General features: G+C 52.8%; 16 protein-coding genes and 1 riboswitch. Of the genes, 7 read left to right on the forward strand and 9 right to left on the reverse strand.

Translation table 11 applies throughout. The annotated features are described in order from the left end of the window. Nucleotides 1–20: 20 nt before the first annotated feature. Genes ACZ52Z_RS03800 through ACZ52Z_RS03810 form a run of 3 tightly spaced genes read left to right on the forward strand, consistent with a single transcriptional unit; the run spans nucleotide 21 to nucleotide 2,180 of the window. Nucleotides 21–611, forward strand: coding sequence for a LemA family protein (locus ACZ52Z_RS03800; protein ID WP_464269432.1), 591 nt, complete (start codon nucleotides 21–23; stop codon nucleotides 609–611). Beyond that, entirely contained in the window at nucleotides 604–1,491 is an 888-nt protein-coding gene (locus tag ACZ52Z_RS03805) for a TPM domain-containing protein (protein WP_464269433.1), read from the forward strand. The genes ACZ52Z_RS03800 and ACZ52Z_RS03805 overlap by 8 nt, the downstream gene beginning before the upstream one ends. A gap of 5 nt (nucleotides 1,492–1,496) precedes the next feature. Continuing rightward, complete coding sequence (locus ACZ52Z_RS03810) at nucleotides 1,497–2,180, forward strand: TPM domain-containing protein (RefSeq protein ID WP_464269434.1); 684 nt, start codon at nucleotides 1,497–1,499, stop codon at nucleotides 2,178–2,180. 11 nt (nucleotides 2,181–2,191) lie between these two features. Here the strand turns inward: ACZ52Z_RS03810 and ACZ52Z_RS03815 are convergent, their stop codons facing one another. The 3 genes from ACZ52Z_RS03815 to ACZ52Z_RS03825 are packed head-to-tail and all read right to left on the reverse strand — an operon-like array spanning nucleotide 2,192 to nucleotide 4,587. Then, a complete protein-coding gene (locus ACZ52Z_RS03815; protein ID WP_464269435.1) occupies nucleotides 2,192–2,845 on the reverse strand; it encodes a hypothetical protein in 654 nt (217 codons plus the stop codon). A gap of 9 nt (nucleotides 2,846–2,854) precedes the next feature. Continuing rightward, nucleotides 2,855–3,799, reverse strand: coding sequence for a S66 peptidase family protein (locus ACZ52Z_RS03820; protein ID WP_464269436.1), 945 nt, complete (start codon nucleotides 3,797–3,799; stop codon nucleotides 2,855–2,857). Next, complete coding sequence (locus tag ACZ52Z_RS03825; RefSeq protein WP_464269437.1) at nucleotides 3,796–4,587, reverse strand: type III pantothenate kinase; 792 nt, start codon at nucleotides 4,585–4,587, stop codon at nucleotides 3,796–3,798. Before ACZ52Z_RS03825 ends, ACZ52Z_RS03820 begins: the two co-directional genes overlap by 4 nt. A gap of 143 nt (nucleotides 4,588–4,730) precedes the next feature. Here ACZ52Z_RS03825 and cutA point away from each other — a divergent pair, with 143 nt between their 5' ends. The 4 genes from cutA to msrA all read left to right on the forward strand — a co-directional run bounded on the left by cutA (nucleotide 4,731) and on the right by msrA (nucleotide 9,927). Continuing rightward, on the forward strand, nucleotides 4,731–5,069 hold the full coding sequence (gene cutA, locus ACZ52Z_RS03830; RefSeq protein WP_464269438.1) for a divalent-cation tolerance protein CutA: 339 nt from the start codon (nucleotides 4,731–4,733) through the stop codon (nucleotides 5,067–5,069). A 345-nt stretch (nucleotides 5,070–5,414) separates the two neighbouring features. Beyond that, on the forward strand, nucleotides 5,415–7,247 hold the full coding sequence (locus ACZ52Z_RS03835; protein ID WP_464269439.1) for a DNA topoisomerase IV subunit B: 1,833 nt from the start codon (nucleotides 5,415–5,417) through the stop codon (nucleotides 7,245–7,247). After that, the gene (locus tag ACZ52Z_RS03840) at nucleotides 7,244–9,244 is read left to right on the forward strand and encodes a DNA topoisomerase IV subunit A (protein ID WP_464269440.1); all 2,001 of its coding nucleotides are present in this window, start codon (nucleotides 7,244–7,246) and stop codon (nucleotides 9,242–9,244) included. Before ACZ52Z_RS03835 ends, ACZ52Z_RS03840 begins: the two co-directional genes overlap by 4 nt. Before the next feature lie 146 nt (nucleotides 9,245–9,390). Then, nucleotides 9,391–9,927: a peptide-methionine (S)-S-oxide reductase MsrA gene (gene msrA / locus ACZ52Z_RS03845; protein WP_464269441.1), complete on the forward strand. Its 537-nt coding sequence runs from the start codon at nucleotides 9,391–9,393 to the stop codon at nucleotides 9,925–9,927. Between the two features lie 76 nt (nucleotides 9,928–10,003). Here msrA and thiC read toward each other — a convergent pair whose 3' ends face one another. The 6 genes from thiC to thiS are packed head-to-tail and all read right to left on the reverse strand — an operon-like array spanning nucleotide 10,004 to nucleotide 14,633. Continuing rightward, complete coding sequence (thiC, locus tag ACZ52Z_RS03850) at nucleotides 10,004–11,293, reverse strand: phosphomethylpyrimidine synthase ThiC (protein WP_464269442.1); 1,290 nt, start codon at nucleotides 11,291–11,293, stop codon at nucleotides 10,004–10,006. A 40-nt stretch (nucleotides 11,294–11,333) separates the two neighbouring features. After that, nucleotides 11,334–11,978: a thiamine phosphate synthase gene (gene thiE, locus ACZ52Z_RS03855; RefSeq protein WP_464269443.1), complete on the reverse strand. Its 645-nt coding sequence runs from the start codon at nucleotides 11,976–11,978 to the stop codon at nucleotides 11,334–11,336. Beyond that, nucleotides 11,971–12,507 (reverse strand): sulfur carrier protein ThiS adenylyltransferase ThiF, encoded by a 537-nt coding sequence (gene thiF, locus ACZ52Z_RS03860; RefSeq protein ID WP_464269444.1) that lies wholly within the window; start codon nucleotides 12,505–12,507, stop codon nucleotides 11,971–11,973. Before thiF ends, thiE begins: the two co-directional genes overlap by 8 nt. Beyond that, complete coding sequence (thiH, locus tag ACZ52Z_RS03865) at nucleotides 12,504–13,613, reverse strand: 2-iminoacetate synthase ThiH (RefSeq protein ID WP_464269445.1); 1,110 nt, start codon at nucleotides 13,611–13,613, stop codon at nucleotides 12,504–12,506. Before thiH ends, thiF begins: the two co-directional genes overlap by 4 nt. 48 nt (nucleotides 13,614–13,661) lie before the next feature. Continuing rightward, nucleotides 13,662–14,432 carry a thiazole synthase gene (locus ACZ52Z_RS03870; protein ID WP_464269446.1) on the reverse strand — a complete coding sequence of 257 codons (771 nt, stop codon included), beginning with the start codon at nucleotides 14,430–14,432 and terminating at the stop codon, nucleotides 13,662–13,664. Between the two features lie 3 nt (nucleotides 14,433–14,435). Beyond that, entirely contained in the window at nucleotides 14,436–14,633 is a 198-nt protein-coding gene (gene thiS, locus ACZ52Z_RS03875; RefSeq protein WP_464269447.1) for a sulfur carrier protein ThiS, read from the reverse strand. 84 nt (nucleotides 14,634–14,717) lie between these two features. Continuing rightward, nucleotides 14,718–14,816: riboswitch (TPP riboswitch) on the reverse strand. Between the last annotated feature and the right edge of the window lie 275 nt (nucleotides 14,817–15,091).

Genomic DNA, 15,091 nt, shown 5'->3' on the forward strand with positions numbered 1-15,091 from the left:
ATCAAACCGGGAGAATTGCAATGAAACACCGCGCGACCCTCGTGGTATTCTTCGCTGTTGTCGTGAGTCTGCTGGGAGGGTGCAGCTACAATACGCTGCAGGTTAAAGAGGAGGCCGTGTTTAAGGCATGGGCGGATATTGAATCCACTCTTCAGCGACGGGCTGACCTGATCCCCAACCTGGTAAAGACGGTCAAGGGGTATGCCCAGCACGAGCAGGAAACCCTGGAAGCGGTAATAGAAGCTCGGGTCAAAGCGACGGCTGTACATATTGGTCCGGAGGATTTAGGCGATCCGTCTGCCATGCGGCACGTGCAGGCTGTTCAGGGAAATTTGAGCGCAGCGCTCTCCAGGTTATTGGTTGTTGTCGAGCGCTACCCGGACCTCAAGGCCAGCCAGAACTTTCTTGATCTGCAGAGCCAATTGGAAGGAACGGAAAACAGAATCAACGTTGCGCGGCAGCGATACAATAGAGCGGTGGAGGAATTTAACGGAGCCATTCGCACCTTCCCGGCGAACCTGACCAACTCGTTCCTGCTTAAACTTGAACGGAAAGAGTACTTCTCGGCCACCAACGAGGCCGCCGAGGTACCAGAGGTATCTTTTGAGTAACCTGTGGCGATGCGCCGTAACGGCGGGAGTATTGCTGCTCTGTCTGATACTCTTGGACAGAGTATCCATTGCCCGCTCTGTGCCAGCTCCCTCAGGGTTCGTCAACGATACAGCGCATCTGCTCTCGCCCGCCACTCGCCAGTTGCTTGAACAGCAATTGCAGCGGCTGGCTGAGGAAGATTCCACCCAGGTGGTGCTCTTGACCATTCCTTCGCTTGGTGGAGAAAGTATCGAGGCATATGCCTTGAGAGTCGCTGAGGCATGGCAAATAGGGCAACAACAATTCGATAACGGGGTACTGCTGCTTGTTGCCAAAGGAGATCGAAAAATACGCATAGAAGTCGGACACGGGCTGGAGCCTGTTCTCACCGACCTGATCGCCGGCCGCATTATCCGCACGGTTATGGTGCCCCAGTTTCGCAGAAATCGTTTCGACCAGGGAATAATCGATGGCGTTGGTGCCATCATCGGCACGGTCAAGGGGACGTTTGACGTCAATCTGCTGGAGGACAAACAGGGTACAGACCCTCTCGGCTGGCTGATTGCCGCATTGGTTGGCTGTTTTTTTCTCGGCAGGATGTTTCGCAAAAAAAAGGTGGTTGCTGCAGCTGCCGGCGCCCTGTACGGGACGGTGCTGGCCCTTGCCGCACCGTTCATTGAAGGGGTGGTGCTGATTTTACTGTGTACGGTTGGCGGTATGGTTGGGACGGTTGCTGCCAGTGCGTTTACCAGAGCAGCCACGGGCCGACAAAGCGGAAAAGGGGTGCATTTTCCCGGCACCCTCGGTGACAACAATCGTCGCAGCGGCAAAACGTTCGGTGGCGGATTCAGCGGCGGTGGTGGTGGATTTGGCGGAGGCGGCGCCTCAGGAAACTGGTGATACGGATGACACTTGCTCAAACATTTCTCTCCTCTGCAGAACAGGAGGCTGTTCGTCAAACCGTTCAGGCCGTGGAGAAAACCACTTCCGGAGAGATCGCCCCCATGGTCGTTTCCGCCAGCCACGAGTATCCTGCAGCCGCTATAGTCGGCGGTCTGACCCTGGCCGTGGTGCCAGCCCTGATGATGACTATGACCGTTGACTACTTCTTATGGACAGACTGGAACAGTCTCTGGATTTTTTTGCTTATGGCCGCTTTGTTTTTCCCTGTGAGCAGCTTTCTGATCGAGCGATCCCTTCGGATGAAGCGATGGTTCGTGTCCGAGTCCCAGATGGCTTTGGAGGTTCAACGGGGCGCGTTCCTCTCCTTTTATCAGGAGAATCTGCACCAAACAAGAGAGGAGAACGGGGTACTCCTCTATATCTCGGTTTTTGAACGCAAGGCCTGGATTCTTGGGGACAGAGGGGTCAATGGGAAGATTGCTGCCTCCGGTTGGCAGCCTCTTGTCGACAACCTGACCCAAGGTATTCGGCAACGCAAGAGGGGGGAGGCAATCTGTCACGCCATCGAGGAAATCGGAAATCTATTGCGTGAACATTTTCCCGTAAAAGTCCAAGATGCCAATGAACTCGAGGATCTGATTATTGGCAAGAGCCAACGAGCGGGACATGATTTGGTCATTCGTTAAGGTGGGGTAGTTTAAAAAAAACAGAAACGGACATTCCAGCCGTTTTTTAGCAGCGTGCCGACTACCGGCGACTTGATCTCCCTTGAGTGATAAGAATATTCCTCTGGATTTCTGCCCCTGTAGTTTTCCACTCCCCACTGTTTGCCGAGACCGACCTGCAAGAAAGGTTTCGGTCGACTGAAGAACCCGGTCTTGACCTTTTCAGGGCAATCGATAAACTGCAGGGAGCGGACCCGATCGACCGTCTCTACCGTATTCGTGGCGCTATCAAAGCGAAGGTGAAGTTCGTAGAGCCGGTTCATCCCGTGGCGGTTCATCCATTCACACCACTTGGGGCTTGTGACGTGCCAGGTGACGATCAAACGGTTCTTTTTCTCCCGAACCTGCACGGGTCCCTGCACTTCGTTTATTGCAAGGAGCTGTTTTTTCAAGGTTGCAAGAGGAACCGTCTTTCCCATGCCGCGAAAAAACCAGATTTTTTTCAGGAGCATATTCAGCACAGGCAAGAGGGAAACAAAGACCAGCCCCCCCCACAGCCCGTAAGCGGTCATGGCGGCCTGTGACTTCAGCCCTGCTTCAACAACCAGCAGGGGGACAAGGGTCAATGCGTAGCCGCAGAGCAACAGAAGAAAAGCGAATATGGTGAGCAGATAGCGTTTGACCATTGATTCTCGTTACAGTACCTGTACCGACTGCGGATGAAGGCGCAGCTTTCCGCCTTGACCGTCCATGGTGGCCTCCATACCCATCGGCAGGGCTGTATTGGCCTCCTGATGCCCAGCTGGAAAACCTCCCCATACCGGGTAGCCTGGACCTTCTGTCAGCTCCAGAACCCGATGCCATACCTGCTCGTGGAGCCGGATCGTCTCCAGCCGATCCGGGGTGCCCGGATCAAAGGTTCCTAAAACCAAACCGGCTATTCGCTCCAGACGACCGCTGAGTGCAAGTTGGGTCAGCATACGGTCAATCCGGTAGAGGCTTTCTCCGGTATCCTCCAGCACAAGGATAGCATTGTCCCAGATGCATTCCCATGGAGTGCCGATAAGATGCACCAGCGTGGTCAGGTTGCCGCCGAGCAAACGACCAGTTGCCGTCCCCCCGCGGAGCACTTCCACTTCGGCGGAGAAGATGGTGTCTTCGGCTGTACCGGTCATCAGGGCAAACAGCTGGTGTAGGCTTCTCTCATTAATCGAGGGCAGTGAGGTGAGGACCGGTCCATGAATTCCCACTATTCCGGCCTGCTGCACCATACCGCTGATCAGGGCACTGACATCACTGAATCCGATCAACAGTTTTGGATGGCGGCGCAGTCGTTTCCAGTCGATTCCCGGCAACATGCGCAGGCAGCCGAATCCCCCGCGAACCGCCATTATTGCCTGAACCTGATCATCCTCCCACAGGGTGTTGAGCGCGCTTATTCGGGCACTATCCGTGTCAGCGAGATAGTGCCCGGAATTTTCCAACGCCCCTTCGACCAGGAAGTGAAACCCGAGATTGCGGATCAGGGCAATGCCCTGTTCGTACTCCCGGGTATGCCGCAGAGGACCGGCGGGGCAGAAGAGGCCGATGGTATCGCCTTTGCGAAGCCTGGGAGGGAGCAAGGGACGTGACGTTGTCATTGGGCGTTCAAGGAGTAGAGGTGTTTGAGGCCGACCAGGGTCAGATGGGTGTCGGCAATATTCAATGAGTGGGCGTAGGGCATGATGATATCGGCCATGCCTCCTGTGGCGATCGTATTCACCTCTTCCTGATCTGGTGCCAGTTCTTTTCCCAGGATGTCGATCATCCTATCTATGAGTCCGCCGAACCCGTAAAGCATGCCGGAATGGATGGCTTTGACAGTGGAGGTGCCGATAGGATTTTCAGGGGTAACGTCTATGTCGAGACGGGGAAGCTTCGCAGTACGCGATGCAAGGGCATCAAGGGAAATGCCGATTCCCGGATGAATGGTTCCGCCACGATACTCGTGCCGACTGTTGATGCAGTCAAAGGTGATTGCTGTACCGAAGTCGACCACAATAAAGGCTGAATGGAATCGTTCCCAGGCCGCCACCGCATTAACGATGCGATCTGCGCCCACCTCGGCGGGATTTTCTATGTGAATCTTCAGGCCGCCCAGGTTGAGGAGGTGGTTAACTGCCAGAGGCGGATGTCGCAGCTCAATCAGGTAATTTTTGGCGAAATTCAGCCAACTTGTTTCCAGGGTCGGCACCACCGAAGAGACGATGAAACCGGTAATCTGCAACGGATCGATTTTAGCCATCTGAAACAGGGCATTGTAGCGTATAGCGAGTTCATCGGCAGTTCGGTCCTGGTTGGACTGGAGCCGCCAGTTGGCAATGAACGTATCATTGTGTATAACCCCGCTGACGGTGTGCGAATTACCTACATCAACCGTAAATAGCATTTTCTCTCCCACAGCTTGCTTTACCGGGGCAATATTTGTATTTTTTGCCCGAGATTGGTACTATGTTTCTGCGCGGGGCATCCGGTTTTTCCGACCGTCGATGCCCTGAAACTCTGTAACAGGTATTTGATCAGGTGTAAACAGTGACTCGATATATTCAAGTACAGACAACGGTAACCACAGAAGCCGAGGCTGTAGCGCTCGCAACCTTGGCCGTGGAGGAGCGGCTGGCCGGCTGTGTACAGATCACTTCCTGTTCCAGCGTCTACCAGTGGCAAGGAAAAATTGAACACGACCGGGAATACCTTTGTACCATGAAATCCCACAGCCTTCTTTTTCCCTTGTTGCGCAAGGCATTGGAACAAGCCCATCCTTATGACGTACCGGAAATCATTGCCTTGCCGATAACCGATGGAGCCGATCCCTACCTGCAGTGGCTGGGGGAGACCCTTCGCCCCTTGCCTGAAGAGCAAGACTCCTGAAAGCGCCCATGAGCGACGAGGTCACCACGGACGAAATACAATGAAGAGTACCCCTTCCACCAGCAGACGAAGACGCCGCCGCGCCCCATTTAAATGTCATTGCTGTAAACAGGAAAAGCCTTTCTGCTGGAGCTGCACCTGCGGCTTTCAGATCTGTCCGGAATGCTTTGAGGAGAATAAATGGGGGATAAGCAACGGACCAACCTGGATTTGCCCCGACTGCGAGCGGGTGCACATGATGGAATAGTCAGATATATCGCAAACACCCGACCCTGAAAACACACTGCCCAAAGACCGTGAGTTTTTGTTTCTTCAGCCCATTGAGCATCTTTCTGCATACAGCCTATGTCCACTCACCAGTACGATGAATCAAAAATAAAAACACTCAGTTCCCTTGAACACATCCGCAAACGACCGGGAATGTATATCGGACGGCTGGGCAACGGCAGTCACCCCGACGATGGAATATATATCCTGCTCAAGGAGGTGGTGGACAACGCGGTGGATGAGTTTATCATGGGGTATGGCAAGCGGATTGCTATAGGAATCCAGCCTTCCGGCAGCTGCATCGTTCGGGATTTCGGTCGGGGTATCCCTCTGGGCAAGGTGGTTGAGTGTGTTTCCGTGATTAATACCGGAGCCAAGTACAATACTGATGTATTCCAGTTTTCGGTTGGCCTCAACGGTGTGGGAACCAAAGCGGTAAATGCGCTTTCCACGCGATTTACGGTCTGCGCCTTTCGTGACGGCAGGTTCAAGCGGGCAATTTTTGATCATGGCACGCTTGTGGAGGAGGAGGAAGGGGAGACTTCGGAAAAAAACGGCACCCTGATAGAATTCACTCCTGATCCTGAGTTGTTTCCTGAATATACCTTTGATCACGAATTTATTGAACAGCGACTGTGGCGCTATGCCTACCTCAATGCAGGGCTCAGCCTGTTTTTCAATGACACCGAGTTCTTTTCCAAAAAAGGATTACAGGATCTTCTCGAAAAAGAGGTCAACAGCAACCGGATTTACGAACCGGTTCACTTCAGTGGAAAAGCACTGGAATTTGCCTTTACCCATACCGATGATTACGGGGAACTCTATTTTTCCTTTGTCAACGGGACCTACACCAGTGAGGGGGGAACCCATCTGTCGGCTTTTCGGGAAGGGTTTCTCAAGGGAGTTAATGAGTTTAGTGGGAAAAAATTCAGTGGTCAGGATGTCCGTGATGGTTTGGTGGGAGTGCTCGCGGTCAAGGTGCAGGAGCCGGTTTTTGAATCACAGACCAAGAATAAACTCGGCAATACCGATATTCGCTCAGGGATTGTCAATGCCACCAAAGATGCGGTAGCCAATTTTCTCTACATGCATCCGGATGTAGCGGAAATGCTGCTCGACAAAGTGCAGCGAAATGAAAAGGTTCGCCGTGAGCTGCAGTCGGTCCGCCGTGAGGCCAAGGCCAAGGCCAAAAAAGTCGCCCTCAAAATTCCTCAGCTCAAAGACTGCAAGTATCATCCCTCACGAGGAAAATCGTCTAAAGCGGGAAAAGAAAACATGCTGTTCATCACCGAGGGACAATCGGCAGCAGGCTCCATTGTCAGTTCACGCGATCCCATGACCCAGGCGGTGTTTTCCATCAAAGGCAAACCGATGAATGTGTATGGCCAGCGGCTCGACCTGCTCTATAAAAATGATGAAATGTATTCGCTCATGCGTGCCTTGGACATCGAAGAGTCGATTTCCAACCTGCGTTTCGACCGGATTATCTTTGCCACTGATGCTGATGTGGACGGGTTGCATATCCGTAACCTGCTGTTGACTTTTTTCCTTCATTATTTTGAACCCCTGATCAAACTCGGTCATGTCTACATCCTGGAGACCCCTATCTTCCGGGTCCGCAACAAAAAGGAGACCATCTACTGCTACTCTGATCAGGAAATGGAAGCAGCCTTCACCAGGCTCAAGGCCAAGGGCAAGCGGGACAAAGGGATTGAAGTCACCCGGTTTAAAGGGCTGGGAGAGATTTCTCCGCCGGAATTCAAGCAGTTCATCGGTGAGGATATGCGTCTTAAGCAGGTGAGGATGGATTCGCTGGGAGAAGTCAATCGGGTGCTAAAATTTTATATGGGAAAAAATACACCTGAACGAAGACAGTACATCATGGATCACCTCAAACTGGAGCCGGCATGAGTGAGTCTGCAGAGCGTCAACGAGGCAAACTGCACAAGCTCTTTGACGAAAACTTTCTTGAGTATACCTCCTATGTTATTCGGGAACGGGCGATTCCGGATGTGGACGATGGCCTGAAACCGGTGCAGCGGCGACTGCTGCAGACCCTGTATAACATGGATGACGGGCGTTTCCACAAGGTGGCCAACGTGGTCGGGGAGACCATGAAGCTCCATCCCCATGGTGATCAGTCGATTTTTGCCGCTTTGGTAAACCTGGCCAATAAAGACTACCTGATCGACCGCCAGGGAAACTTCGGCAATATCTATACAGGAGACCAGGCATCGGCTGCCAGGTATATCGAATGCCGCCTGACCCCGCTGGCTCTGGAGACCCTGTTCAACAAGGAACTGACCCGGTTCATCGATTCCTATGACGGTCGAATGCAGGAGCCGGTCAGTCTGCCCGTTAAAATCCCGCTGCTGCTGCTGCTCGGCGCGGAAGGCATTGCCGTGGGTATGGCGACCAAGATAATGCCCCATAACTTCAATGAGTTGCTACAGGCGCAGATAGATTACCTGGAGGGCAGGGAATTTACGCTCTATCCGGATTTCCCCCGGGGAGGCATTATTGATGTCAGTGACTACAATCACGGTAACGGCCGCATACGTTGCCGGGCCAAACTGGAACAGCCAGACAGTAAGACCATTCATATCACTGAGCTCCCCTATAACATCACCACCCACACACTGATTGAATCCATAGAGCGGGCTGCCAAAAGCGAAAAACTGAAAATTTCCTCGGTCAACGATTATACGGCCGAAAAGGTGGAAGTTGAAATCAAGCTGCCCCGGGGCATTCATGCCGAAGAAACCATTGATGCCCTCTATGCCTTTACCGATTGCGAGATAAGCGTATCGCCCAGCCTGATCGCCATTGAGGACAACATGCCCAAGGTGATCGGCGTGGAAGAAGCTCTACGCAGGAACACGGATAGACTGGTTGCCAGCCTGCAGCGGGAACTGGAATTAGAACTGGAGCGACTCCTGGCGAAATGGCACGCACGTAAGCTGGAACAGATATTTATCGAGGAGCGCATTTACAAGCAGATAGAGGAGCAAACCAGCTATAAAGCGGTTATCGGTGTCGTCCGCGAGGGGTTGCTGCCCTTTGCCGATGAACTGCAGCGCAAGGTGGTTACCGAAGATATCGAACGGTTGTTGGAAATAAAAATACGCCGCATATCCCGGTACGATATCAAGCGGCAACAGAAAGAGCTCCTGGAGATCGAAAAAAATATCAACAGGATAAAAAAGGATCTCGAGGACATGGTGGGGTTCACCATTGCCTACATTCGCGCTCTGTTGGAAAAATATGGTCCCCAGTATCCGCGCAGAAGTACCCTGGGTACCTTGGGTGAGGTCGATGCCCGCGCTGCCGCGCTCTCCAACCTCCATCTGGTTTACCAAAAAGACAACGGATTTGTCGGCTCAAAGCTGAAAGTAGAAAACAAACGAAAAGACAAAGAATTAACCTGTTCTGAATATGACCGCATCCTCCTTATCTTCAAAAACGGGATGTACAAGGTCATCAGTGTGCCGGAGAAACTTTTTATCGGCAGCGACCTGGTCTGGATGGGCCTGGTTCAGCCCGAACAGACCTTCAACCTCATTTATCGCAACGGTCGCGAAAACCTTACCTACATCAAGCGGTTTACCACACCCAAGTTTATCCTCAACCGCGAATACCACCTCTTTGACGAACATAAACGATCGGCCATTCTCTTTCTTGAGACCGGCGATGCGGATGTGCGGGCCAGAGTCAGCCTGGTCCCCTCCTCCAGGGCCAAGTACAACAGCCTGGAGGTGGAGTTTGGTGACCACCTGATCAAGGGGCCGGCTGCCAAGGGGAAGCGGGTGTCCAACCGCGTAGTGCGCAGCGTAAGCAATCTTACCGGGACTCCCCGAAAAGAACCGGTCAACACTCCCGAGCTCCCCGGCTTCAGTAAAGAAGAATAAGCGCCACCACTCCTTGTCAGCCTGGGTTCAATGCACATTATTAGTAATAGACGGCTTGGAGCCGCCTTGTGGGAAACGCGTCGATTACGGCTTTGCATACACTGGATCGGCGGGTGATTGCGACCCATTTACAGGAGAAAGACCTAATGGCACCTGATAAAAAACAAGCAAAGGCGATGTTCGCCGGTGGCTGCTTTTGGTGTATGGAGGGGCCCTTTGACGCGCTGGAAGGGGTGGAAGATGTGGTTGCTGGATATGCCGGGGGATCGACGGAAAATCCGACCTACCAGGACTATCATGGTGGCGGTCACCTTGAGGTGGTGGAAGTGACCTATGATCCGGAAAAAGTTTCTTACCAGCAGCTGCTGGACGTCTTCTGGCGGCAGATAGATCCCACCGATCTCGGCGGGCAGTTTGCTGATCGCGGTCATGGCTACACTACGGCTATTTTCTACAACACTGATGAGCAGCGGCTGCTTGCTGAACAGTCAAAAGAACAGCTGGACACTTCCGGACGTTTTCAACGACCGATTGTCACCGCGATTTTGCCGGCATCAACCTTTTATCCGGCTGAGGAGTATCATCAGGATTACCACCTGACCAATCCCACCAGGTATAGGTTTTACCGAACCGGATCTGGCAGAGACGCCTTTTTAGCACGGGTTTGGAAAGCAAAAACCTGAAAGAGGACGAGAGACCGTCAGCATAATGTTTATGCGCACCGCTCGGGAAACAGAGGGGTGCGCACCAAAAAACAAACTATACCCGTTCCAGGATTTCCCTGCTGCGCTTCACTGCACACAGGTCTCCGCACATGGTGCATACCGATTTGTCCATAGGCAGTGAAGACTCCCGGTAGGCACGAGCCTTGATCGGGTCTATCGCCAATTCGTACATCTTTTCCCAATCCAGTTCCTTGCGCGCTTGACTCATGCGGTTGTCCCAGTCAATGGCATGGGGAATACCTTTGGCCACGTCGGCGGCATGGGCGGCGATCCGTGATGCAATGATGCCCTCCTTCATGTCGTCCTGGTCCGGCAGGCGGAGATGTTCGGCCGGAGTCACATAACAGAGAAAATCTGCTCCGTAGGTTGCCGCAAGCGCACCGCCGATGGCAGAAGTGATGTGATCGTAGCCTGGGGCAACATCGGTGACGATAGGTCCCAGCACGTAAAAGGGCGCGCCATGGCACAGCTTTTTTTCCAGCTGCATATTGGAAACGACCTCGTTAAGCGGTACATGACCAGGGCCCTCGATCATGACCTGTACGTCCTGTTCCCATGAACGCTTGGTCAATTCGCCCAGGACAATTAGCTCCTGGATTTGAGCGGCATCGGTGGCATCGTTCAGACTGCCTGGCCGGAGGCCGTCGCCCAGACTCAGGGTAACATCGTGCTGACGGCAAAGCTCGAGCAGTCGGTCATAGTGTTCATAAAAGGGATTTTCCGCAGCATTGACATCCATCCAGTGGAGTAGCAGGGAGCCGCCGCGACTGACCACATGGGTCAGGCGGGGATTATTTTTCAACCGTTCGACAGCGGTACGGTTAAGTCCTGCGTGGATAGTCAAAAAGTCGACTCCGTCTTCGCAATGGATTCGAACAACATCGAAAAAGTCATCCACCGTGATGGCATCCATCTTTTTTCCGTAGCGGGCAATGGCATCATATACCGGCACGGTGCCGATCATCAGCGGACAGATTTCCACGGTTCGTTTGCGAAAGGTACGGGTATCACCAAAGGTACTCAGGTCCATGATGGCATCGGCTTTGAGGGCAACCGAGCGGCGTACCTTCTCCAACTCCGCCTCCACATTGCAGCAGTCCTCGGACACCCCCAGGTTGACGTTAATTTTTGTTCGCAGGCCGCTGCCTATCCCGCATCCGACAAGATTGGAGTGATTGGTATTTGCCGGAATGACAATCTTCCCTTCAGCCACCTTGGCCAGCAGGTCGGTTTCTGTGATAACTTCGCTGGCAAGCACATCCTGCATCTGGGGGGTGATGATACCCCGGCGGGCTGCATCCATCTGGGTGGTATAGGTGGTCATCTCAAGGCCTCCATGGAATGAGTGAAAGAAAACGTTGAATCTAGGTGGTAAGAAAACGATGTATCTCTTTGACGGTTTGGCAGATATCGTCAGCGCCGACAATTTCCGTCACCAGGCAGATGGTTCGGGCACCACGACTCACTACCTCGCCTATATTGTGCTGTTTAATCCCGCCAATGGCGACCAGGGGCAGAGAAACATTGGCAAGAGCGTATTCCAGGTATTCCAGCCCAACTGCTGCACAGACATCCTCCTTGGTCTGGGTGGCGAATATGGGACCGACGCCAATATAGTCTGCACCCACCTCTTGGGCCTTCTCCGCCTGGGTCGCGGAGTGGGTGGAAAGGCCGATGATCTTGTTCGGGCCGAGCAGGCGGCGAACCGCCTCTACCGGCAGATCCTCCTGCCCTACATGGACCCCGTCAGCGTCAACGAGCAGGGCGATATCAACAAAATCATTTACAATGAAGGTCGCTCCGTATCGCCTTGTCAGCTCGCGGATAGCCAGGCACTCTTCAAGGATATCACGGTAATCTTTCTGATGCCGTTTTTCCCGATACTGCAGCACCTTGACGCCACCTCGCAGCATCGCTTCGGCTACTTCGATATTGGACCTGCCACGGGAAAATCGTTCTGCGGTTATGCCGTAGATACCGGCAGGAAGAATGGTTTGCTTTTTAATCATCTGGCGCTCCTGAGGCGAGTAAAATGGCGGTCATCCGAGCGGCTACAGCGATCACTTTATGTGCACAGAGCTCGGCATGACTGCAGTCTGTGATAAAATCTCCAACAATATGAGTATTGCCGATCTGTTTACAGGTAATGGGTGTCAGGTCAGCCCCGGCTATACCGCTGGCCGAAACCACCAGCTGCTTGGACAGCCCGAAACTCTCCAGCAGCATTTTTTTATCAGCCTGCCGGTCAAGCCCTTCAACAATGGTGTCGCAGCCAGTAAAAAGACGGTCAATATTTTCCGGCGTGATGCGCTCGATTAAGCTTTCCACCCGTACTTCAGGATTGATTCGTTCCAGGTTTCGCTGCAGCATCTCCACCTTGAAATGACCAACCTGATCGAGAAAATAGAACTGTCTGTTCAGATTGGAGGGTTCAACACGATCATCATCAATGACCCGTAACCTGGTGATTCCACTGCGTACCAGATTGGCGGCGACATTGGAGCCTATTCCACCGGCTCCGGCAATGCCTATTTTCATCTGATATCGTCCCAGTCTTTGTATACCGGCTGATAGCCGTGAGCCGCAATTGCGTTGGCCACCTGCCGGACGCTACGCTCATCGGTTATTGCAAACTGCGGGGTGTCTTGCGACTCATGCTGGCTGTAGCCACCAACACTGGTGCTGACTCCCGCAGAAAAACGGGTGGCCCCCAGCTGCATCAGGTTATCACGCATATGCTGATTTTCCCGCGTAGAGATAGTGATTCCGGCACGTGGCAAAAACAACCGCAATGCCAGCAAAAACTGGACAAAAGTCTTGTCATCCACCGGGTATTGGGGCGTGAAGGCACACTCGGCCGGATTGAAACGTGGCAGGGAGACCGATATCTCTGTGTCCAGGTAGGTTTTGTCCAGGTACGCGGCGTGGAGACCAGTAAAAAATATCTCGCTTCGTTTTTCCCCCAAGCCGAGGAGGGCGCCGATATTGACCGATCGAAAGCCGGCTCGTGCTCCCCGCTCCGGACCAGCCAGGCGAAAACAGTAGTCTTTCTTTTTACCAGCAAGATGGACCTTATCATAGGTATCCCGGTCATATGTTTCCTGAAAAAGGGTCAGGCCATCGACTCCGGCTCGCTGTAAATGGCGGTATTCATCCTCCTCCATGGGAAATATTTCGATCGAGACCGAGGCAAAGTACCGTTTAAGTCGGGTTACGGCCTCGGTAAGGTATTCCATCGGGGTCGCCTGGCGTGATTCGCCAGTCAATAACAGCAGATGCTGCATCCCGGTTGCCGCTATCACCCGTGCTTCCTGCTCAATTTCGTCAAAGGTCAACTTGCGGCGGCTAATGGTATTGGTGGTATTAAAACCGCAATAGGTGCACTGGTTGGAACAATAATTGGAGATGTAGAGTGGGGTGAAGAGTTGAATGGTTCTTCCGAAGTACTGTACGGTTAAACGCTGGGCCTTCTGAGCCATCAGTTCGAGGTGATCTGCACCACGAGGGCTGAGCAACGCCAGGTAATCGATGGGTTTGAGTGAGTCCCTGGCAACGATCTGCTCGATATCTCGATCTGTCACCTGATCAAAAAAACCGGTAAAAGAAAAATCCCTATAGTGGTCCAGCACGTCCAAAAAGGTCACATTGAGCTCCAGGGTAAACGAGAAGGGGCAAAGGTTGGGGCCGGGAATTTATGCAAGAAATCCGGTCAATGGGGATGATGCACGAGCCTCGGTACTCCTCCCTGCAGCCTCTGCCTTAAATGCTGTCCGGCCTGCACGGACAGCCAGGTCAAAGGCACGGCCCATGGCCTCCGGATCGCTGGCCGTGGCAATGGCGGTATTGACCAGGACGGCATCAGCGCCCATCTCCATGGCGGCAGCTGCATGGGAGGGAAGACCGATACCGGCATCCACCACTACCGGCACCTGACAGTTTTCGATCAACATGGCAATCAGAGGTTTGGTTTCCAATCCTCGATTGGTGCCGATAGGCGCTCCCAGGGGCATGACCGCTGCTGCTCCAGCATCCTCAAGCCGTTTGGCCAGGGGGAGATCGGGCAGAACATAAGGCAGTACCACAAATCCCTCCTTGGCAAGAATCTCTGTGGCTCGAAGGGTTTCGTAATTATCTGGCATTAGGTACCTGGCATCGGTGATCACTTCAATTTTAATGAAATCACCACAGCCGGCCGCTCTAGCAATACGTGCTAACCGGATGGCCTGTTCAGCCGTGCGGGCACCGGAGGTGTTGGGCAGGAGGGTGACTGTGTCAGGTATACTGTCGAGGATATTTTCGGTTTGTGAGCCGATATCAATCCGCCGCAGGGCCACGGTGATCATCTGTGAACCACTGGCCGCAAGCATGGCCGGGATCTGGCTGTGAGCGGCAAATTTTCCGGTACCGGTAAAAAGCCGATTGGTAAAGGTTACCCCACCGAGCTCTACTCCCTGATCATCCATGACTCACCCTCCACCGACAAAGTTTAGCAATTCGAGTACATCGCCTTCATTGAGCAGAGCAGCAGGCCACTGCTCCTGTCGAATAATCTGCCTGTTGTGTTCAATCACCAGGGAGCTGCTCTCTAATTGCAGTTCCCTGACCAGCTCTTCAATGGTAACGGCCCCTGTAGTTGTCTGTTCGCCGTTGATCTGCAGTTGCATCACTGTTCCTCAAAATAAAAAAGCCACTCACCTATGGAGAAGGCAAGTGGCTTGAAAGGCTCAGAAAATCTGTAAATTTTGCAGAGTATGTATCAGCCGCTTCCCTTCGCCGGTATTACCCGGATCAGGTTCTAAGGGTTGGAGAAATTCCTCTCAGCAGAGCGTGCACCCCTAGCGATGACTCCCTGTATAAAAGAGGGGTTAATAATTGTCAACAAGAAATTTTCTCAGCACAGGCGGCCAAAATTATCTATTATATAAACAAATAAAAGCATTTTTTTACAATAGCTTAGCAATAACTATTTACAAAATGGTTTAAGTTAATGTCCAGTGGAAAAGAGATTCTTTTTCTCTCGACCTCTTTGCGTGAAGGCACACTGACGTTTGGAGCGGATAAATCGTTGCTGAGAAAAACAACGCATCCCCATTGCCTTTTGCACGCCTTTTTTAAGCGGAGG

Source organism: Desulfogranum aggregans (genome assembly GCF_055398265.1).